This window comes from Halorubellus litoreus (assembly GCF_037081675.1).
Classification (GTDB): Archaea; Halobacteriota; Halobacteria; order Halobacteriales; family Natrialbaceae; genus Halorubellus; species Halorubellus litoreus.
Genome location: NZ_JAZAQL010000002.1, coordinates 1125447 through 1144317, shown reverse-complemented (window position 1 = coordinate 1144317; position 18871 = coordinate 1125447). Strand labels below are relative to the sequence as shown.

Genomic DNA, 18871 nt, shown 5'->3' with positions numbered 1-18871 from the left:
CGAGGGCGCCGTTTCTGCGTGAACTGACCGCGCGAGCATACGGCGTCCGCGAGGACGCCGTCTGTCCGGCGTTGGGACTCCGGGGGCGACGTCATGGTTTGGCTTCGAACACCAGACTGGTCGGGGTTTCGGCTGCGCGACGGAAGCGCGTGAAGCCACCTTCGGTCACGACCTCTCTGGTCTTGTCTTCGCCTGCTTGCGCACCGAGCGCGTACCCGACGTCCTGACTCAGCGAGTTCGGCGTGCAGGCAAGCGTCGAGATGGCGTACCCGAGGCGACCGAAGGGGGTGAGGTTCTCTTCGACTCGGTCGTTGGCGTACGGTTCGACGATCATCCACGACTCCTCCGGCTGGATCGTCTCTCGGACGTGTGCTGCGACGCCGACCGGGTCACCCATGTCGTGATAGCAGTTGAACATCGTGACGAGGTCGTAGTCGGCCCCGTCGTACTCTCTGGCGGTCGCCACTTCGAAGCTGACGCGATCGGCGACGCCCGCCGATGCTGCGCGTTCTCGGGCGACCGATATCGAGTCATCGTGGTAGTCGATGCCGACGACCGTCGAGTTGGGGTACGCGTTCGCGATGCGGATCGTCGGCGCGCCGTGACCGCAGCCCACGTCGACGATGCGACCGCCGGACTTCAGTCGTGGTTCGATGCCGTCGAGCGCTCCGATCCAGTCGAGGAGGAACGCTCCGTAGGACGGCCCGAAGAAGCGTTCGGTGCCGTGGAAGACGTCCTCGTCGTGTTCGTGCCAACCGATGCCCTCGCCGGTTCGGAAGGCCTCCTGGAGGTCCGGCGCTATCTTGGCGACGGAGCCGACGAGCTGGAACGCTCCCGGCATGAAGACGGGGCTGTCCTCGTCGGCGAGGAGGTGCGCCTGTTCGGGGGTGAGGGAGTAGCGCTCCGTCTCGGGGTCGTAGGTGACGTATCCGCCGGCGGCCTGTGAACGCAGCCACTCGCGGACGTAGCGCTCGGCGGTTCCGGTGCGTTCGGCGAGTTCGGCGGTGGTGAGTGGTCCCGTCTCGTCCAGTGTGGCGTACAGGCCGAGTTCGTCGCCGATGACCGCGAGCGCGGCGTGAACCGTCGCGCCGAGGTCGACGAGCGACGACTCCACGAGTTCACCGAGTTCCGCCTGGTCGAGGGAGTCCGTCCGAGTGTCGGTAGTCATCACACTACATGGTACGGGGACTCGTTAGTTATATGCGATTGATAAGAGCCTCTCACGGGATGCGAGTGTCCCACGCAACGGAACGCCCGAGGTGCTCCCAACGGGAGGCCGGCCAGTGGTCGCAGGAGTCGCGCGAACGAGGAGCGCCCGCGAGCGGAAGGTCTGCATCGTTCCAGGACAACTTACTGACGGGCAATTCGCCTTCGGAACGGTTGGTCTCGTGGTCCTGGACTCCCCGGAGATACAGTAAAGCCCACGGAGAACCATCGTACTCGAATGGTGACGCCGCTTGAGGAGGTCGAGTTCCTCGCGCGGTCAGAGTATCGCGTCGAAGTCCTCGAACTCTTGCACGGAACCCCGCGGGAATATTCGGACCTCCGAGCGGGGACTCCCGCCTCGAACGCGACGGTGCACCGCATCCTCTCCGAGTTCCGGGATCGCGGATGGGTGCGTCGTACGCGGCGCGAGTACGAACTCACGGTCCCGGGGACGTTCGTCGTCGAGACGTTCGACGACGTCCTGACTCGAATCGCCGCCGAAACCCGGCTCCGAGGCATCTGGCAGTGGATTCCGGCGGGCTTCCTCGACGACGACCTGGAGCCGTACCGCGATGCCGTCGTGACGACCGCGAGTCCGAGCGACCCCTTCGTCGCCGATGAGCGATGTGCGTCGTTCCTCCGACAGACATCGACGCTACGTGGCTTCGACGCCGTCGTGAGCTCCCCGAGAAGCGTCCGGGTCCTCGCAGAACGGATCCTGGACGGGCTCGCCGTCGAGTTCATCGTGACGCCCGCCGTCATCGAGCGACTCGAGGAATCGTACCCGGAGACGTATCGAACGGTCACCGCGAGCGACCACTTCACGCTCTGGTCGAACGGCGACCTGCCGCTCGTTCAGCTCATGATATTCGACGACCGCGTCGGCATCGGTGGATACGACGACAGGACCGGCAAGCTCGCGGTGTACGTCGACACGGACGATTCCGCCGTCCGCGACTGGGCAATCGCGACGGTCGAGGAGCAACGAGACGGTGCGACGGTGGCGGGGGCGACCCGACCACTGGCCTGACCGCGGCATCGCTCCCGTCGGACGCCTCGGCGCTCGCACGACCGACGAGTGCCGTCCGACCGCCCGGTGAGACGCACCACTTTTGATGACGGCGCATCGTGCTAGCGGGTATGACACGCGAGCCGTTGGCGACGCTCCGCGCGACCCGGAGCGCCGTCAGGCGCATGGTGGGGGTCGCGTCGCTCGCGACGGACGGTGACGCGTACTACGACGAGATGCTGGTGCGCGTCACGGACGACAGCGTCGAGACGCCGGCCGGGAAGCGCGACACGTCGATGGCGGCGTACTGTTCGGTCGCGCACGAGGCGTTCGATGACGTCACGCTCCATATCGACGGTCCGGCGGTCGCGATCTTCGATATCGATGCGGCGCTCGGGTGGCTGGAGTGGTTGGCGGCGGAGCAGGTGGAGGTCGTCCTGCTCGGTGACCCCGAGGATGCGTTCGCTGGGACGCTCGAGCTTCGGACGGCTGCGGAGACCGTGCAGGTAGCGTGTCGTCACGGCCCGGAGGTTCTCGGGACGGTGACGACGGAGCTGCCGTCGCGGTTCGACGACGAGAACCGGTTCAGGCTCGAGGACGGGTCGGTCGCGCCGACGCGCGTGCAGACGGACGCTGCGTCGCTCGAACGGCTCGCGGACGCGGTCGACCTCGCGGAGACCGTCGACGGGTACCCGTTCGTCGTCGAGAACGGCGAGTTCGTGCTGGACGTCGGGAGCGAGCTGTCGCTCGCGCACGCCACCGCGACGCTCCCCGGGGAGGTGACGGGGCCGGACGTCTCGAACCGGTACAGTGCGGAGCTCGCGGCGCTAGCGCGAGCGCTCTCCGGTGATATCGTCGTGCAGACGGGGCCGGGCGAGCCGCTGGTCGTCGTGCAGGCTCGCGAGCTGTTCACGCTCCGCTACGTGCTGTTGCCGGCGTCGTGGTGAGAACGAGACGGGTCGCCACCCAGCGGCCCGCGTCGGTTCGTGGTTACGACGGTCGCCCGAGTTCGAGTGTGTAGTCTGAGCGGATCCAGGCGTCGGTGTTCTCCTCGTCGTAGATCTCTACGCTGCCGTCGTCGGCGTCGCGGGCGCAGAACCTGTTCTCTATCTCGGGCGGGTCGGCGGTCGTCGCTTCGTCGTTCGTGCTGTTCATGGGGGGAGTCGTGCGGGCTGTGGCCCGCGCGATGCTAACTATTGCCGAGGGACTGATGAACATAAGCTTTCCGGGGGTGTGTGTGGAACGTCCTTCCAGGGGTCGGGATTCCTCTAGGATGTTCTAGGACGGGGCGAGTCCTGGTTGGAATCGGGTGCCCGCGCCGGACGTGCGCAGTCGTCGGTGCGGGTGCGTGCCGAGTCGGGGGCGTTAACCCGATGGCCCGAGGAGTGAGTGCTATGACAGACGACGGGTGGTTCGCGAACTGCGAGCCCGGTGACGTCGACGCGGCGGCCGCGGCGGTCCGCGACGGGTCCGCGACCGAGCCCGCTGATTGGCCGGCGCGAGCGGTCGACGTCGGGTTCGCGCCCGACGAGGCCGCGTACTACGACGCGCTCCACGAGGCGACGGTCGCGGCGGCGCGCGCCGAGGCCGTCGAACGGGAGCGCGCGGACGACCAGCAGCTCGTGCACGCGGTTCGTGCGATGGACGATTGCGCGCGCACCGCGAACGAGCTCGCCGAGCGTGCGGCGGAGTGGGCGGGTGCGCTCTTCGACGTCTCCGGCGGTGGCGTCGCGCTCGCCGAGGACGTCGCGAGTCGGACCGCGGAGACGCCCGCGGAGGAACGCGCGATATCGCTCGCCGAGCGCGTCGTCGAACTCGACGCGGAAGCCGAGGACCTTCGCGGGTTCATCGAACAGCAGGCGCCGACGGTCGCGCCGAACCTCGCGTCGATGGCCGGGCCGGTGCTCGCGGCACGACTCGTCTCGCTCGCTGGGAGCCTGGAGTCCCTCGCGAAGAAGCCGAGCGGGACCGTCCAGGTGCTCGGCGCGGAGGACGCGCTGTTCGCGCACCTCCGCGGTCGCGCGTCCTCGCCGAAGCACGGCATCATCTACACGCACGAGTACGTCCGCGGCACGCACCCCGAGAACCGCGGGAGCGCGGCGCGTGCACTCGCCGGGAAGCTCTCCATCGCGGCGCGCATCGACCACTACAGCGGGGACCCCAAACCTGAGATAGAGGCGGAACTCGACGAGCGCATCGCCACCATCCGCGCTCGCACCGGCGACGAACTGCCCGACGACGCTGGCGGTGACGACGCGGGCGGAGACACCACCGGCAGTGACCACGGAGGTGCGGGCGAATGACGGACGCACCCGCTCCCGAGGACGTCGCGCTCCCCGATGGATTGGTGCGCCGGGACTTCGGCGGCGGTGAGACCCTCGCGACCGAGGGGCCGGTCGTCGGCCCGGAGGCGACGGATGGCGACTGGCGTGCGTGGGACGCCTCGCGGTCGAAGCTCGCCGCGACGTACGCGGCCGGACTCGACCCGGGGCTGTCCGCGGACGCGACGGTCCTGTACCTCGGCGCTGCCGCCGGCACCACCGTGAGCCACGTCGCGGACGTCGCCGGACCGACGTACGCCGTCGAGTTCGCGCCGCGGCCCGTGCGGGACCTCTGTCGGGTCGCCGACGACCGCGACCGGCTGTTCCCGCTGCTCGCCGACGCCCGGAAGCCCGAGTCGTACGCGCACGTCGTCGAAACCGACTGTGACCTCCTCGTGCAGGACGTCGCGACGCGCGGCCAGGCCGAGGTGGCGCTCCGGAACCGCCAGTTCCTGGCTGACGACGGTCGGCTCGCGCTCGCCATCAAGGCCCGCAGCGAGGACGTCACCGGTGACCCGACCGACGTCTTCGACGCCGTCCTCGACGACCTCCGCGACGGCTACGAGGTCCTCGAGACCGCGAGCCTCGAACCGTACCACGACGACCACCTCGCGGTCGTCGCCCGACCGCGCTGACCGTCGGTCCTCACGTCGCCGGGGCGCGCTCGTGCACGGCGACCTGCCGACTCCGTACTCCTTTTATCACGTGCGAGCGAACGTGGCGTCGATGGACAAGCGCGGGTCGCGCGAGGCGTTCGAGGACGCGGGGACACTCGGCATCGAGGAGGAGTTCTTCGTCGTCGACGAGGCCGGCCGTCCGGTCTCCGGGAGCGACGCCCTCGTGTACGACGCCGACCCGCCCGAGCTACTGGACGGTCGGCTCGACCACGAGCTGTTCAAGACCGTCATCGAGACGCAGACGCCGAAGTGCGAGGACCTCGCGGACGCCCGCGAGAACCTCCACGCGGTCCGGGAGGCGCTCGTCGACTTCGCGGCGAGCGAGGGGTACCGGGTCGCGGGCGCCGGCCTCCACCCGGGCGCTCGGTGGCGCGAACTCGAACACGCCGAGAAACCCAGGTACCGGAGTCAACTCGACCGCATCCAGTACCCCCAGCATCGGAACACGACCGCAGGGCTGCACGTGCACGTCGGCGTGGACGACGCGGACGCGGCGACGTGGATCGCGAACGAACTCCGCTGGTACCTCCCACCGATGCTCGCGCTCGCCGCGAACTCGCCGTTCTGGGACGGCTACGACACCGGCCTGGCGTCGGCTCGCGCGAAGATATTCGAGGGCCTCCCGAACACCGGGATGCCGACCGCGTTCGACGGCTACGACGACTTCGCCGCGTTCGAGAACCGCATGATAGATACCGAGAGCATCCGCGACCGCGGAGAGCTCTGGTACGACGTCCGCCCGCACTCCGGGCACGGGACCGTCGAGATTCGAGCGCCCGACGGACAAGCGGACCCCGACGTCGTGTTCGCGTTCGTCGAGTACGTGCACGCGCTCGTCGCGGACCTCCGCGAGCGATACGCGGACCTCGCGGCGCCGTGGGACGACCGAGGCAGCGGGTACCCCCATCAGCATCGTCGCGAACTCCTCGACGAGAACAAGTGGCGGGCGCTCCGGCACGGCCACGACGCCGAGTTCGTCGCGCTCGAGGGCGACGGCACGGTCCCGCTCGGCGAGCTCGTGGACCGCGAGTGCGACCGCCTCGGGGTCACCGGCATCCGCGACGTCCTCGACGCGGACAGCGGCGCCGAACGACAGCGCCGCATCCTGGAGACCGAAGGGTTCGACGCGCTCTGCGAATCGCTCGTTCTCGGTGAGTGACCCGTTCTCGGTCGTTGAGGACGAACACCCCCGAGCAATGGGTTTTTACCCCCGCACGGCTTGTGTCCTCAGTGAAAGGACATGACCAGGGACGAGGCGGAGACACCGGCGGACGACGACGAACCATCCACGCGACGCCAGAAGGCCGTCGACGGCTTCGACTCAGGCATCGTCGACCTCCTCTCGTGGGTGCTCGACACGGAGACGCGAGCGAAGATCTACATCTTCCTGCAGGCCAACCCGGCGTCCACGAGCGAGGAGATCGCGCAGGGAACGGGTCTGTACCCGAGCACCGTCCGCGAGGCCCTGGCGGAACTGCACGACGAGGAGAAGGTTCACCGTGAGAAACGCGCCGCTTCCGGCGCCGGGAACAACCCTTACGAGTACACGGCGATCGCGCCGAGCGAACTCGTCTCGGGCGTCGTGGGGCAGGTACAGGACGAACTGAACACCGTCTTCAACCTCGACTCGCTCCTCGACGACGACGACGAGGACGACCTGGAAGCCGTGGACGCCGACGACGAGCCGGTGACTATCACGGTGCAGTCCGATGCCGTGGACGCGGAACCGGACGCGGGTGCGGACGACGCGGACGCCGACGACGACGGGACGGCGTCGACCGACGAGTGACGCGTCTGGCGGACTGTGAGCGACGCGGGACGCAGGGGTCCCCGGATTCAATCCTTTTATGCCGCGCCCGGTCGACCGTTCGGGCATGAATGTTGCGCTGGGTGGGACGTTCGACCCAGTTCACGATGGGCATCGCGCGCTGTTCGAGCGCGCGTTCGAACTCGGGGACGTGACGGTGGGGTTGACGAGCGACGAGCTCGCACCGAAGACGCGGCACGTCGACCGGTACGTCCGGTCGTTCGCCGAACGGAAACGCGACCTGGAACGCGAACTCGAACCGCTCGCGGCCGAGTACGGCCGCGAGTTCGCGGTGCACGAACTCACCGAGCCAACCGGGATCGCGACCGAACCGCGGTTCGACGCGCTCGTCGTCTCGCCGGAGACCGAGGACACCGGCGAACGCATCAACGAACTCCGCGAGGAATCGGGCGTCGACCCGCTCGACATCGTCGTCGTCGACCACGTCATCGCCGAGGACGGCGACGTCATCTCGTCGACCCGCATCGTGAACGGCGAGATCGACGAGCACGGGAACGTGACGCCCGAGCGCGACGGCCGAGACGCGACGCGCTAACCCCCTGACTCGCTACGCGCCTACCAGGACGGCGGTTCGAACCCTGCTTCTTCGAGGACGTCCTTCCAGCGCTGCTGGACGCTCAACCGGGAGACGTCCGCGGCGTCGGCGACCGCGGTCTGCGAGCGCTCGTCGCTCTCCAGGAGCGCCGCCGCGTACACGCTCGCCGCTATCGCCGCGGGCTTGGACCGGTCGGACTCCGGCGCCGTGGAGAGGAAGAGGTCCGTCGCGGTCGTCCGCGCCGCCGACTCCAACTCCAAGCGTTCGCAGACCGCCTGTAACTCCTCGATCCACGCTTCGTTGTCCACACGGTCACTCGCTCGATACACACTGCCCCCTGGGGCGGCCTCGCCCTTCAATCTCGCGTCCGAGACGACAGGTTCTTGAACTGCTCGGGGCTTACGCTCGGAGTGCGCGCGGGTAGCCAAGCCAGGAAACGGCGCAGCGCTTAGGACGCTGTCTCGTAGGAGTCCGCCGGTTCAAATCCGGTCCCGCGCACTCCTCGACGCCGTCTCGTCGTGCAGTTTTCTCCCGGGTGTCGACAAACGACAACACCCGACTATGGACATAGATAAGCCAAATCGACTATCGCGCTGTATGGTCTTTAAGGGAAGCGAGTGGGACAACGGGAGGAACATCCTCATAGTCCACCAGCGCAACGCAGACTTCCTCGATACCAAACAAGTCGTCGACTACTACGAGTACCGCAAATCGTTCCTCAAGTGGATGTTGCAGTTCGGCAAGGAACCCGAGAAGGCAGAGGGCTACTCTCCGTACACGGTCTACAACACCGGCCAGCGCGCCGCGACGTTCGACCTGTGGGCCTGGGAGTACAACCGCGAATACAGCCAGCCACCCACCCAGGAGACGGCCCGGGCGTTCATGGACGAGAAGGCGCTTGAGGACGTCACGAACTCCACGAAGGGCAAGTGGCTCGAAATGCTCCGGCGGTATTCGTCGTGGCTCCAAGCGCAATTCGGGGAGGACGAGTGGGAGTTCTCGTGGAACTTCACGAGCGGCGGCGGCAACCCCCAACCCCGAGACTTTCTCTCCAAGCAGGAACGCCAGAAGATCAGGAACGCCGCCCTGAGCGTCGACGGGAACCCCGCTTACGGCATCGAGGACAAGGACGCCCTCCAGTACACGGATAGCAGTTGGAAGTTCACCACGCTCGTCTGGGTCTCTCTCGATGCTGGGCTACGGCCCGTGGAGGTCCGGCGCGCGCGAACCAGTTGGGTCGACACCACCAATAGCGTCCTGCGTATCCCACGGGAGGACTCCGCGAAGAACGACGGGAACTGGACTGTCTCACTCACGGATCGGACGTCGACCGCCCTGGATTACTGGCTGGACGAACGCGAGAAGCACCCGCGCTACGACGACACCGACCGACTCTGGCTCACTCGCCACGGCAACCCCTATCCAGCACAGGAACTCCGCCGTATCCTCCACAAGTTATGCGACGTCTCGGGAATCGACACTCAGAACCGGTCGATGTCGTGGTATACTATCAGACACTCCGTGGGCACACACATGACGCGAGAACGTGACCTGGCCGCGGCGATGGTACAGTTACGTCACCGGAACCCACAAACCACTATGAAGTACGATCAAGTCCCCGTAGAGGATCGCCGGGACGCACTCGACCAGATGGGATAAACGAGATAGAAAAACGAAGCAGACTCCGTACCCACTCAGTGAACAGTCCCGGTTCCCAACACCTGGGACTTCTCACCGTTGTTCCAGATGACCTTCAGCGTCTTGCCATCGGGAAGGCCACTACTGGACGTCTCCTTCAGACCGAGTGTGTCTCCAGACTCAATCTTTGGGCCGGTCCAGGTTTTCCCAGCGTAGGTCGTGATGTCAACCCCACTTGGGACACCAGAGTCTTCCCAGATGATTGTCCCGTCGACGGTGACAGTCATGAACTTACTTTTGACGTCATCACCACTAAGGATTGTAATGTCGACAGTTTGACTTCCACCGTCGACACCCCATTTTGTTTCGACGGTCGTGGTCGGTGTCTTCTTTGTTGATTCTTCTGCAAGCCCCAACGCGAAGGACCCCACTGCCGCTGCCAGAACAACAGTCACAGCAACCATCAGCACTACGCCAATGGTTGATGAGACTGCATTTTCATCTTGGAGAACGGTTCGGACCTTCATAAATGGGAACCTCGGAGGTTAGATACTGATTTCGCCTTCCGAGATAATATTCGACGAGTCCCCGCTGGAGGTGGTCCAGACAATGGTAATAGACGTCCCACTACTAACGGACGCTTTCGGCTTTTGGACACTCACAGTGGACCCCGCAGAAACCGTCCCACCTTTCCAGCCAGAAGTAGTATCCGTAGTGTTTTCAGACCATCCGTTTGGGCTACTTCCGATTGCGCCGGAATCCCAGACAGTCGAGGAACCGATTTTGACATCCAGATTGTTGCTGTCAATATCGCCCCCACCTTGGTGGCTGATATCGACCATCACATTACTCGCGTAGGCAGTCGAGTCGTAATTGAAAGTCGCCTGCGGGACTTGTTCTTGACTGCCACCGATACCGAGTACGAACGCGCCGATCACGGCTGCGAGGATGACAGTGATTGCCACCATAAGGATGACGCCGATGACCGGCGACACCGCGTCCTCGTCCTTAAATATGTTTTTTAATTCCATTTATGAGGGAACTTCGGATTCGGAAATCACGTTGGAACTATCTCCACTTGGGCTGGTCCAAATGACCTGAATCGTGGAAGTACTACCGGTAGCCCCACTGTAAAGCGTATCACCCGCTGCACATGGGCCACAGCTAACAGACTGCTTCCCACCGTCAGCTTGGACCTTCAGATTACTTGCTTCGATGTCATCGCCTCCTGCGTGAGTGACGGTTACAGTACTACCGCTGTAGGAGTAATCGAAACTTGCCTGCGGGACTTTCGCTTGACTACCACCGATACCGAGTACGAACGCGCCGATTACGGCTGCGAGGATGACTGTAATAGCCACCATAAGGATGACTCCGATAACCGGGGAGACAGCATCCTCGTCCGTGAAGAGGTTGTTTAGTTTCATTGTTATTTTTCCCACATCGGTCTGCGGCGTTCACCCACCGCGCCGATGGTATCCAGTGACTATTCTGCTAAGCACTTAATACCGTCGGCCAGCCACTCTGCTCCCGGTCGGTATCGCTTATCCAGAAAATGGTATAGCGACTCTTTCCTCGCTTCAATGTGTCCTTGAAGCGCATATGAAACCGGTCGCGTCTTGCGTTATCAAAATTGATGTTGGTTCGCTCCCGGTCATGATACTTTCCATATACTTACTCAAAGAAGCAAATAGCTGTGGAAGGATTTATATACGAGTTTAGTCGTCTATCCTCAAAACGGATGGGGCGCGGTATGCCCCCAACCGGTGTGGGTAAGCGAGGGTTGCCACCCCCGCAACCTACTCCAGACCACCCGGACTTAAACATCTTACCGCCTCCTTCACAATCATGCAAATTCTCACCGAAGCCGACGTTCTCGCAACCTACAACCGAAAAGACCCCACCGCAGAGGAACTCGTAGACGACTATCGAGAATACCAGAATTACAGCGATGAACACCCGCAAGAAGGCCCGACACTCGTCTCGCGCGCCCTCGATATGCCACATGGCCGAATCAAAGAGTGGCACAACGGCGTCCAACCAGACGGCTATCGCGCGATCTCTTTCCTCGAACAAAACGGGTGGTTCGACAAGATTCCAGCGTCCACAACGAACTCACTTAATCGCCTCATCGCTTGGCTCCTGGCGAGCGGCTGCGTCAAAAGCCGAGGCTTTCAACCTCGTTTCACGCTCCACGACAGCAACGACATCTATCGACTCTCCAGTGGCCTCCGTAACCTCGGCCTCAAACACGACATCCAACATCGAGAAGGGCGGCCCGATGAAGTTACGATCCCCGAACAGTCGTCCGTTGCCGGGCGTGCGTTCGTCGCCGCAGGCGTCCCCCGAGGGACAGACCACTATCAGGTCGATAGACTCCCCGAGTACCTCAATTATGCTACAACCGCAATGAGACGGAAGTTCATCGAGAGCTATCTATTGACACGCGCTGCGGAAGCCCCGGAACCGTGGGCGACACGGATTGAGCTTCGTTCAACTCGGCCTGCGTCGTACATTGACGACTTTGAAACTCTCTGTAGACAGGAGGCCGGGCGTTCTCACGTCGAGCGTGCTGGATGTTCCGTGTTTCTCTCGCCAGTGGCGCTTGAGCGTATTACTGGAGATTCGTAAATCGAGTTAGTTGCTCTCTCGTTCTCGGTCTGTCGTTCTGCGGCTTGGATTTGCACCGAGTCGCGCACGAATCACTTTCCGCGCTAGATCGGGAAGTCCCAGGCCAATCGCCATGCCCAGGAGCAAACTGTTCACATCTATCGCTATTGTAAGATCGCTCATTGTCAGAATACTCTGCTACCGGACGCGCCGTTCAATCATCCACTCATACGCGGACTCCGCGAGGTACTCGCCGAGATCGGTGTCCTCGTGGACGTTCCCGCTTGAGTATACGTGGTGGTTATCGTACACCACAACGTGTTTGGGCTTGACGCCGGTCCCACAGAACCCAAGCGTCAACGGTCGGTTCGTATTCTCCATCAGCATATTCAGCACCACGAGCGCGTAGTCTTCGCAGTCGCCTTCTCCAGTCATGTATGTCTTCCAGGGGTGTTGCGCGTAGTCCCACCCTGGGTCCGCGCGCCAGGTGAACGACCGGCTCCACCGCCGGACGTTCGTATGTTGCCACCGCGAATCAGCTTCGATGAATCGCCGCGGGAATAGGTACAGCCACACCGACAGTCGTGTCAGTCTATAAGCTCGCCAACGTAGTCTCATAACTGTAGTTTCAGGTCCGTCTGTTCCATCAGGAGATAGAGCATCTTCGTCGCCCCAATGATCGGGTCAACCGACTCACCCAAGAAGTGCTTCCGCGGGGCGTCCTGCCAGTCGTACTCCTCGTGTGCGTACACCAGGACACCGTGCCCGTAGCGCGGGAGGAATAGCGTAACGTGGAGCTGTCGGTCGCGCTCCAGCAGACCGAAGCGGTCGTCGTGTGACCGAAGTACCCACGACCCCTCACTCTCTCGTCCGTCGACGAGCGACTTGAAACACGCAATCGGGTTCCGTTCGAACCCAAGTGCCACAAGCACCGTCTCGATGGTTTCCTCGTCAACGAGAACCCGACAGACACGTTGGTTCTCGCCTGTGGTTCCAATGGTGTACGCCCCGAATCGGGACGCCACCCCGTGCAACCGCGGGAACAGCCAGCGCCGCACTACCTCTATCCAATCATCGTCCGCGTCCAACAGGAACCGCATCACATCGCCTTCGCTTGGTGCGGCCCACCAAACTCAACCGTCTTCTTCGACCAGTACGGCGGCGTGTTCGTACTCCCGATACAGTAGCCGTTCCTGATGTTGGACAGGCCATGGTAGCCATCCCAGGTGACGTTCGCCGAGAGGAACTCATACAGAAGTTCGGCTTCGTCGCCCAACCCAAGTTCACGGAAGTACGCGCCACTGCGGATAGCAAGTGCCCGCGACTCCACGCAATCGAAGCTCGCCGGGATGTGGCTGATGAACTTCCAATTCATGTACTGCCATATCGGATTGACCATCCCGTCGACGTTCGTAACCCGGACGTACTCGGGGTCGTCGTCCACCAGCTCGGCGCTCTTGCTCGCACACGCGATCTCGTAGATGGGAACCTCGTTCGACTTGTCGACGTTCTCCACGTAGAAGTCAATCGCGCTCTCCGGGTAGCCGAATAGTTCGCCCAGCGTTCGGTCGTCCTTCTGTGCCAGGGCCTCCACCACGGCGTCCAGCGCGCTCCGTTCGTCCGCAACGATGATTCCCCCACGGTCACCCAGGGAACGCACCAGCGACCCCGTGGTGTCCGTCATGGCGAGGATACTGTTCAAGTCCGCCTGGGATTCATCGAGAAGCGCCGCGCGACGAGGGTGGTCCGGGTCGTTGACCGCCATCACCTCGACCTTGTAGAACGCCCGCTTACAGGCGTCCAGGGCGTCACGGAAATGATCGCGCGACTCCGTGGTCTTCCAGTTCCGTTTGTAGATAGGCTTGATGTTCAGCGGCAGGTCAACGTCAACCGGGTAGATAGGTTCAATCATTAGCAGTCACACTCGTCGCCGCAACACCCCGCCTTCCCGTCGTCGTCCGCTCGGGGTTGCAGGCGGGCAACGTCACTGTCAGCGTGGATACTCCCCGTCGCGGGGTCCGCCGTGACAATCTCCTCACCGTAGTAGTCTTCGTAGAGCTTCTGTCGCGCCTCGAACGGCATATCCATGTTCGTGATGATGCTGAACGGGGGTTCAACCTCCGCCGTTCCACGGAAGACGTTCGGTTCGCCGCCGTTCCCGTGTTGCATATTCACAAAGGGCTTGATGTCGACCTGCTTGGAGGCCGCAAGGTCACTCACAGGCGCGTCCCACGGGAGGTCGGTCATCAACCGGATAGCGGGGAACATCCGTCGCATATCGCCCTCGATGCGCTCGTACAGCGCGTGGTGGGCTTCGTGGAACGTCGAGCGATTCCGGTAGTCGCCGTCAATCCCAGCGGAGGGACATCCGCCCTGGTCGACCGCCCAGTATCGGCACCCGCGCAGGCCACCGAGGTCCGGTCCATCATACTCGGGGTCGCACGCCCCAGGGACCTGCTTGAGCATCTCGTAGCGTTCCTGCTCGTCCGGGTCGTTGTACCGGTTGTCGGTACTCTCGCCCTGGAGGAACGGCACACCGTCGCCCACGGCGGCCCACGTCTTCCCACAGCCCGTCTGCTCGCCGTCGCCCTTGATGATTTGGGCGGCCCCGGCGTTGTAGACGTCGCAGGTGTTCACGATGCAATTCCGAAGGGAGGTCCCGAGCAAGTTGTTCTGGAAGTCACGCATCGGGTTCCACGACCGGTAGTCCTGGCCGGGTTCCATCATCCACTCCCAGGTTCGGAGGTACACTTCGGCCAGCCGCTCGCCCGTCAGGGAGATGTCCGTCTGTACATCCTCATAGGGGATAGCGGGGTTGTAGTGGCCGTAGATACCCATTGCGTTCCACTTGTCCATCTGTGCCAGGAGCTTCTCCAGCTTCTCGTCGTTCCCCGCGTTGCCGTCGTGGAGGACGACAATCAGACCGACCGGCACGCCTTCGTCCGCGAGGCGCTCGATGGCGCTCAGGGTGCGGGCGCTCATGTGGTCGGTGACGTCCTTCCCACCGCCGCGCGCCAGGCGCTCTCTGTTGAGTTCTATCGGCCCGTCGCACGAGATACCCACGGAGACGTTGTACTTCTTGAACAGCTCAATGTGGTCGTCGTCGATGAGCGTGGCGTTCGTCTGGATGTGCGTTCGCTTCTCGTCCCAGTTCTCGTAGCAGTACGCGAAAATCTGGTCGAGGTGTTCCTTGCGGAGCAAGAGCGGTTCGCCACCGTGCATCCCCGGCGGCTCCCATGGCTTCGTCTCCTTCCACTCCTCCAGGCGAGCCATGATAGCGTCGATGTCGTACTCGTTGTCGATCTGTTTCTGTTTCATCACCCGGTCGGGTTCCTCGTAGCAGTACGTACAGCCGAGGTTACAGCCGGTGTTCGCCGCGATGTGTAGCGTCATATGTTTATCTAAGGGTATTCTATGGTACTACCAGTAGTGGGATAGCAGTGGTATAGCGTGTAAGAGTTGAACGTTCTCTATTCCATGTTCAACATCGGGAAGGGGTGTACACTCCATTTACGTGTACATGAGTCCATGTCCGTAAGGAGAGCAGAAGAACACGTACTCAAAGAGGTGTGTTTCTCTGAGTGTTCTTCTTTAGTAGTATAATAGTGCTGTAGACACTTAAAGCTGTCGAAGGTTTTCAAAGGATAGTCAAAGAACGGTGAGCATACCACCACTCCACCGCTTCCCGATGAAACCCACCAGCTTACACCCGCCGAGGTTGGTCGGCGTGTGCAACATCCGTGTACGCCGTGTTCGAGTGATCGTCGTGATCGTCGTGGGAATCGGAGTGGTCCGCGTAATCCGTGTAGACGTTCTTATCGGAGTGACTGTTCGAGTGCGGCTGGTCATCCGAGTGACCGCCGTTATCACTGTGCCCGTAGTTCGAGTGATTGTCCTGGTGCTTCGGGTCGTCCGAGTGCCCGATGTCCGAGTGTGAATAGTTCGAGTGCGAGTCGCTGTGCTTCGGATTATCGGAGTACCCCGTGTTCGCGTGGTCGGAGTGCGTAATCTCGTCCGTGTGGTCGCTGTACGCCGCGTCATTGTGAATCCCCGGCGAGTCCCCGTGCGGGGTGTCGCTGTGGGAGTTCGTGTGCGTCGGCTGGAGCTGGTCGACGTGATTGTCGCTGTGCGGTGGGTCGTCCGAGTGCCCGTCGTTGTGCGCGGGGCGATTCGCGTGGTCGTCCTGGTGCTTCGGATTATCCGAGTGCCCGTCGCTGTGTGGGGGCCTATCCGAGTGTGAATTAGAGTGCGGCGGGTTATCGGAGTGACCGCTGTTCTGGTGGTCCGAGTGGTCGTCGTGATTATCCGAGTGCCCCGTGTTGGAGTCGTTATGCGTATCGGAGTGCGGGATGTCCGTGTGTCCGGCTTCCTCGAACGCCCGGACCTTACTGCCCGTCTCGTCGACGTACTTGATTAGGCCGTCTTCAATCCAGATCGACCCGGTGGTCCCCACGACCCACGACCCGACTTCCCGCGGAATCCGACGCTCGTAGCGCACCGAGTCGACATAGTGGAGGTACGTCCCCTCAATCCAGACCGACCCGGACTTACCGGGCGAGCTGGTCGTGACGACGTTGCCCGTGTAATACCACTCGTCGCCAGCGCCGTCTACGAAGTGAAGGTTATCACCCTCCACCCACATTGAGCCTGGTTCCTTCGCCATGGTTCAGGCCCACTTGTCGGTGCCGAGGGGCAACACAACCCGACCACCAGAGAGGTCGAGCGTCCCCGTCACGGAGTCACCGGACTTCTTGACGGCTCCGACCTGACTTGCGGTCACGTCGTGGGGGTTCCCCGTGTTCGTAACGTGAGAGACGGGCGCGGCCCCAATCTGTGCGGGCGTCACACTGTGCGGGTTCGACGAGTCAGCCTCGTGGTTGTCGAGCGCGGTCTGCACGGCGTCAACTTCGCCCTTCTCCGCAACCGTCTTCCAAACCGACCCGTTGTAGTACCCGAGTCGGCTGGTGTCCGTTCGGAACACCTGCTGGCCGTTAGTTGGGCTACTTGGGTTCGAGGCCGCCCGACTTGAGTCCAGGCGCTCGTTCGTCACCGACACCAAGTGAAGGATGTCTTCGACGACGTTGTAGTTGAAGTTGTTATCGTAGGCATCAACCGGCTGGTCGCCAGCGAGGTAGTCGTATCCGGTCGGGTATTCCGAACCCTGTGCGCCCCAGGTCTTGAGGCTTGAGCTGTAGGTCGTCATAATCGTGATGTGTAATCGTGGTTAGTCAGTCAGCAATCCCGCATACGTACCGTCCCCAACCGAACCCGCGATGTTCGTGTACCCGAGGGTGGGGTCGTTGACGTTCCCGTTGTAGTCCGCCGACGTCCGGTACGTGAACGTCCCACGGAACAGCGCGTCAACGCGGTACCCGAACGGCGTCTGCCGGTTCAGGATGTCGATGAACTCCGCTTCGGTTATCTCCACGGCGTCCAGCGACGACTTCGGTATCTCCAGTAACTCAACCCCCGGTTCGCCACTGTTCGGGTCGTACCCGACTTCGGTGGGCTTGATGTTCAGGAGGGTCGCCGCGTTCGCGATGATGTTGTTCACGGTGCCCTCACAGGTCACCAACTGGAACTCCGCGATGAGCCGCAACCGGAACTTCTCCTTGGACTCACCGGACTTCGGGCGAATCTGCACCATCCGAGAGAGCTTCTCCAGGGATGGAAGTTGGTTCGCCGTCTGAATCGTGGACTCCTCGTCGACGACCTGGATGTCTTCTTCAACGCGGTCGAAGGCGTGTCCAATCGGGTCGAGGAGCTTGAAGTTCCCCGAGGTCCGGTCGGTCGGCATCACTTCGGGCAGGCCGTCAGCGAGCCGGTCGCCGTTGTTGCTGTACGTCGGCATCAGGGTGAGACGACGGTCGTCGTCAGCGTGATACTGTCGTCGTTCGAATCCGCCGTCGCAACCGACCCGTCGCCAATCGCGAGGTTCGCCGTCCCCGTGGGCGGGTCAACCGTGTCGACGGTGAGCGCCGTGATGTCGTACACGCCGTCCACGGAGCGAATCGCGTACTGAATCTCACCGAAGATCACGTCGTCGCCAACCCCGATGTCGCCCTCGATGGTAGAGCCGGTCGACATGAGGCCACCCGTGTACGCCACGATAGCGTCACGAACCGAGTCGGTGCCAGCAAACTCGTCCGTCACCTCGATGTCCATATCCACGTAGATTTGGACTTCGGTTGGGCGACTGATGCTAAACTCGTCCGTCTGCCCGTTGATGTACGTCACCGTGAACGGGCCGTCCGAACTTCCGTGAACGCCCGACGCGAGTGTGTCGCCCCAGGCCTTCTTGTCCGCAATCTTCTGAGCAATCGTCTGCCCGTCGCCGCCCTGGACGACGAACTCCCCGGAGTGCGGCGGGAGGCCATCAGCGTCCGTGACGTCCTGATTGTTCCCGAAGTAGGTCACGTCCTTGACCCCCGAGATGTTCTGGATTGCAGTGATAATCGAGTTGGGCGTGGCCGCGCTTCCCTCGGAGAGCTGTTCTTCGGCGCGCGCCCGTAGCTCGTCGTCGGCTTCTTCGTCGACCCCGCCGGTCGTCTCCGCAGGGTTCGTCACGGCCTCAATGCCACTGGGTGCGCTCGGCATCACGACCAGGGTGTTCGCCCCGACGTTCCCGAGGACGCCACCCTCGACGGCTTTGATAGCCACGTCAACCTCGGTGTTCCCCGAGAGGAGGGTTGCGCTCGTGGTCGTCACGAACCGAACCGGCGTGTCACTGTCGGTCTGCACGGTCGTTCCCTTCGGGATCGTGTAGTCCACGCCCGCCGCCGCGCCCCGAGAGAACCGCGCGCTCCCGGTCGCGACAACTGCGTCCTGGCGACGAACCCCAATGAGCGCCGTCAGGAAGTCCAGCGCAAGTCCTTCGGCGTGGTCGAGTTGCGCGCTATCCAGCACCAACCCGAGGTCGTTCTGTATCTCCGCGAAGCGAACCGCGACGGGTTCGTACACCGCACGGATAATGGACTCGTCGCCGTCCTGCATATCCTCCCCCCAATACTCCTTGGCATCAGCGAGCATTACCGCCAAAATCGCTTC

23 protein-coding genes and 1 tRNA gene are annotated in these 18871 nt (G+C 62.9%); 10 read left to right on the top strand and 14 right to left on the bottom strand.

Annotated features, from left to right (window positions below; translation table 11 throughout):
- Window positions 1-91: 91 nt before the first annotated feature.
- A complete protein-coding gene (locus VYJ16_RS13150; RefSeq protein ID WP_336350763.1) occupies window positions 92-1168 on the bottom strand; it encodes a methyltransferase domain-containing protein in 1077 nt (358 codons plus the stop codon).
- 276 nt (window positions 1169-1444) lie between these two features.
- Here VYJ16_RS13150 and VYJ16_RS13145 point away from each other — a divergent pair, with 276 nt between their 5' ends.
- Complete coding sequence (locus tag VYJ16_RS13145; RefSeq protein WP_336350762.1) at window positions 1445-2236, top strand: helix-turn-helix transcriptional regulator; 792 nt, start codon at window positions 1445-1447, stop codon at window positions 2234-2236.
- Between the two features lie 110 nt (window positions 2237-2346).
- Window positions 2347-3162 (top strand): hypothetical protein, encoded by an 816-nt coding sequence (locus tag VYJ16_RS13140; RefSeq protein WP_336350761.1) that lies wholly within the window; start codon window positions 2347-2349, stop codon window positions 3160-3162.
- A gap of 43 nt (window positions 3163-3205) precedes the next feature.
- Here the strand turns inward: VYJ16_RS13140 and VYJ16_RS13135 are convergent, their stop codons facing one another.
- Window positions 3206-3370: a DUF7331 family protein gene (locus VYJ16_RS13135; protein WP_336350760.1), complete on the bottom strand. Its 165-nt coding sequence runs from the start codon at window positions 3368-3370 to the stop codon at window positions 3206-3208.
- A 239-nt stretch (window positions 3371-3609) separates the two neighbouring features.
- On the opposite strand from VYJ16_RS13135, the gene VYJ16_RS13130 reads away from it, so the two are divergent.
- From VYJ16_RS13130 to VYJ16_RS13110, 5 genes are all read left to right on the top strand, one after another.
- Window positions 3610-4518 (top strand): NOP5/NOP56 family protein, encoded by a 909-nt coding sequence (locus tag VYJ16_RS13130; protein ID WP_336350759.1) that lies wholly within the window; start codon window positions 3610-3612, stop codon window positions 4516-4518.
- Window positions 4515-5171 (top strand): fibrillarin-like rRNA/tRNA 2'-O-methyltransferase, encoded by a 657-nt coding sequence (locus tag VYJ16_RS13125; RefSeq protein ID WP_336350758.1) that lies wholly within the window; start codon window positions 4515-4517, stop codon window positions 5169-5171. Before VYJ16_RS13130 ends, VYJ16_RS13125 begins: the two co-directional genes overlap by 4 nt.
- A 91-nt stretch (window positions 5172-5262) precedes the next feature.
- Window positions 5263-6372: a glutamate--cysteine ligase gene (locus VYJ16_RS13120; protein ID WP_336350757.1), complete on the top strand. Its 1110-nt coding sequence runs from the start codon at window positions 5263-5265 to the stop codon at window positions 6370-6372.
- Between the two features lie 81 nt (window positions 6373-6453).
- Window positions 6454-7002, top strand: coding sequence for a winged helix-turn-helix transcriptional regulator (locus tag VYJ16_RS13115; protein WP_336350756.1), 549 nt, complete (start codon window positions 6454-6456; stop codon window positions 7000-7002).
- Between the two features lie 85 nt (window positions 7003-7087).
- Window positions 7088-7576: a phosphopantetheine adenylyltransferase gene (locus VYJ16_RS13110; protein ID WP_336350755.1), complete on the top strand. Its 489-nt coding sequence runs from the start codon at window positions 7088-7090 to the stop codon at window positions 7574-7576.
- Between the two features lie 20 nt (window positions 7577-7596).
- Here the strand turns inward: VYJ16_RS13110 and VYJ16_RS13105 are convergent, their stop codons facing one another.
- A complete protein-coding gene (locus VYJ16_RS13105; RefSeq protein ID WP_336350754.1) occupies window positions 7597-7905 on the bottom strand; it encodes a transcription initiation factor IIB family protein in 309 nt (102 codons plus the stop codon).
- An 85-nt stretch (window positions 7906-7990) separates the two neighbouring features.
- On the opposite strand from VYJ16_RS13105, the gene VYJ16_RS13100 reads away from it, so the two are divergent.
- Together VYJ16_RS13100 and VYJ16_RS13095 are read left to right on the top strand one after the other, a co-directional pair.
- Window positions 7991-8074: transfer RNA gene (locus VYJ16_RS13100), tRNA-Leu, on the top strand.
- A 63-nt stretch (window positions 8075-8137) separates the two neighbouring features.
- Entirely contained in the window at window positions 8138-9235 is a 1098-nt protein-coding gene (locus tag VYJ16_RS13095; RefSeq protein ID WP_336350753.1) for a tyrosine-type recombinase/integrase, read from the top strand.
- A 35-nt stretch (window positions 9236-9270) separates the two neighbouring features.
- On the opposite strand, the gene VYJ16_RS13090 is transcribed toward VYJ16_RS13095, so the two are convergent.
- From VYJ16_RS13090 to VYJ16_RS13080, 3 genes are read right to left on the bottom strand one after another with little or no spacing between them, the layout of a single operon-like run.
- Window positions 9271-9741 (bottom strand): type IV pilin domain-containing protein, encoded by a 471-nt coding sequence (locus tag VYJ16_RS13090; protein WP_336350752.1) that lies wholly within the window; start codon window positions 9739-9741, stop codon window positions 9271-9273.
- Between the two features lie 18 nt (window positions 9742-9759).
- Complete coding sequence (locus VYJ16_RS13085) at window positions 9760-10245, bottom strand: type IV pilin N-terminal domain-containing protein (protein WP_336350751.1); 486 nt, start codon at window positions 10243-10245, stop codon at window positions 9760-9762.
- Complete coding sequence (locus VYJ16_RS13080) at window positions 10246-10641, bottom strand: type IV pilin N-terminal domain-containing protein (protein WP_336351113.1); 396 nt, start codon at window positions 10639-10641, stop codon at window positions 10246-10248. It lies immediately after the preceding gene.
- Window positions 10642-11062: 421 nt separating this feature from the next.
- Here VYJ16_RS13080 and VYJ16_RS13075 point away from each other — a divergent pair, with 421 nt between their 5' ends.
- Entirely contained in the window at window positions 11063-11845 is a 783-nt protein-coding gene (locus VYJ16_RS13075; RefSeq protein WP_336350750.1) for a hypothetical protein, read from the top strand.
- A gap of 177 nt (window positions 11846-12022) precedes the next feature.
- Here VYJ16_RS13075 and VYJ16_RS13070 read toward each other — a convergent pair whose 3' ends face one another.
- The 8 genes from VYJ16_RS13070 to VYJ16_RS13035 form a co-directional block, all read right to left on the bottom strand.
- Entirely contained in the window at window positions 12023-12259 is a 237-nt protein-coding gene (locus VYJ16_RS13070) for a hypothetical protein (RefSeq protein ID WP_336350749.1), read from the bottom strand.
- Window positions 12260-12438: 179 nt separating this feature from the next.
- Window positions 12439-12927 carry a hypothetical protein gene (locus VYJ16_RS13065; protein WP_336350748.1) on the bottom strand — a complete coding sequence of 163 codons (489 nt, stop codon included), beginning with the start codon at window positions 12925-12927 and terminating at the stop codon, window positions 12439-12441.
- The gene (locus VYJ16_RS13060; protein ID WP_336350747.1) at window positions 12924-13736 is read right to left on the bottom strand and encodes a hypothetical protein; all 813 of its coding nucleotides are present in this window, start codon (window positions 13734-13736) and stop codon (window positions 12924-12926) included. Before VYJ16_RS13060 ends, VYJ16_RS13065 begins: the two co-directional genes overlap by 4 nt.
- Window positions 13736-15217, bottom strand: coding sequence for a radical SAM protein (locus VYJ16_RS13055; RefSeq protein WP_336350746.1), 1482 nt, complete (start codon window positions 15215-15217; stop codon window positions 13736-13738). The genes VYJ16_RS13060 and VYJ16_RS13055 overlap by 1 nt, the downstream gene beginning before the upstream one ends.
- Before the next feature lie 310 nt (window positions 15218-15527).
- Window positions 15528-16277 carry a hypothetical protein gene (locus VYJ16_RS13050; RefSeq protein ID WP_336350745.1) on the bottom strand — a complete coding sequence of 250 codons (750 nt, stop codon included), beginning with the start codon at window positions 16275-16277 and terminating at the stop codon, window positions 15528-15530.
- A 213-nt stretch (window positions 16278-16490) separates the two neighbouring features.
- Window positions 16491-17027 carry a hypothetical protein gene (locus tag VYJ16_RS13045; RefSeq protein WP_336350744.1) on the bottom strand — a complete coding sequence of 179 codons (537 nt, stop codon included), beginning with the start codon at window positions 17025-17027 and terminating at the stop codon, window positions 16491-16493.
- A 21-nt stretch (window positions 17028-17048) separates the two neighbouring features.
- On the bottom strand, window positions 17049-17675 hold the full coding sequence (locus tag VYJ16_RS13040; RefSeq protein ID WP_336350743.1) for a hypothetical protein: 627 nt from the start codon (window positions 17673-17675) through the stop codon (window positions 17049-17051).
- The gene (locus VYJ16_RS13035; RefSeq protein WP_336350742.1) at window positions 17675-18817 is read right to left on the bottom strand and encodes a baseplate J/gp47 family protein; all 1143 of its coding nucleotides are present in this window, start codon (window positions 18815-18817) and stop codon (window positions 17675-17677) included. Before VYJ16_RS13035 ends, VYJ16_RS13040 begins: the two co-directional genes overlap by 1 nt.
- Window positions 18818-18871 lie beyond the last annotated feature (54 nt).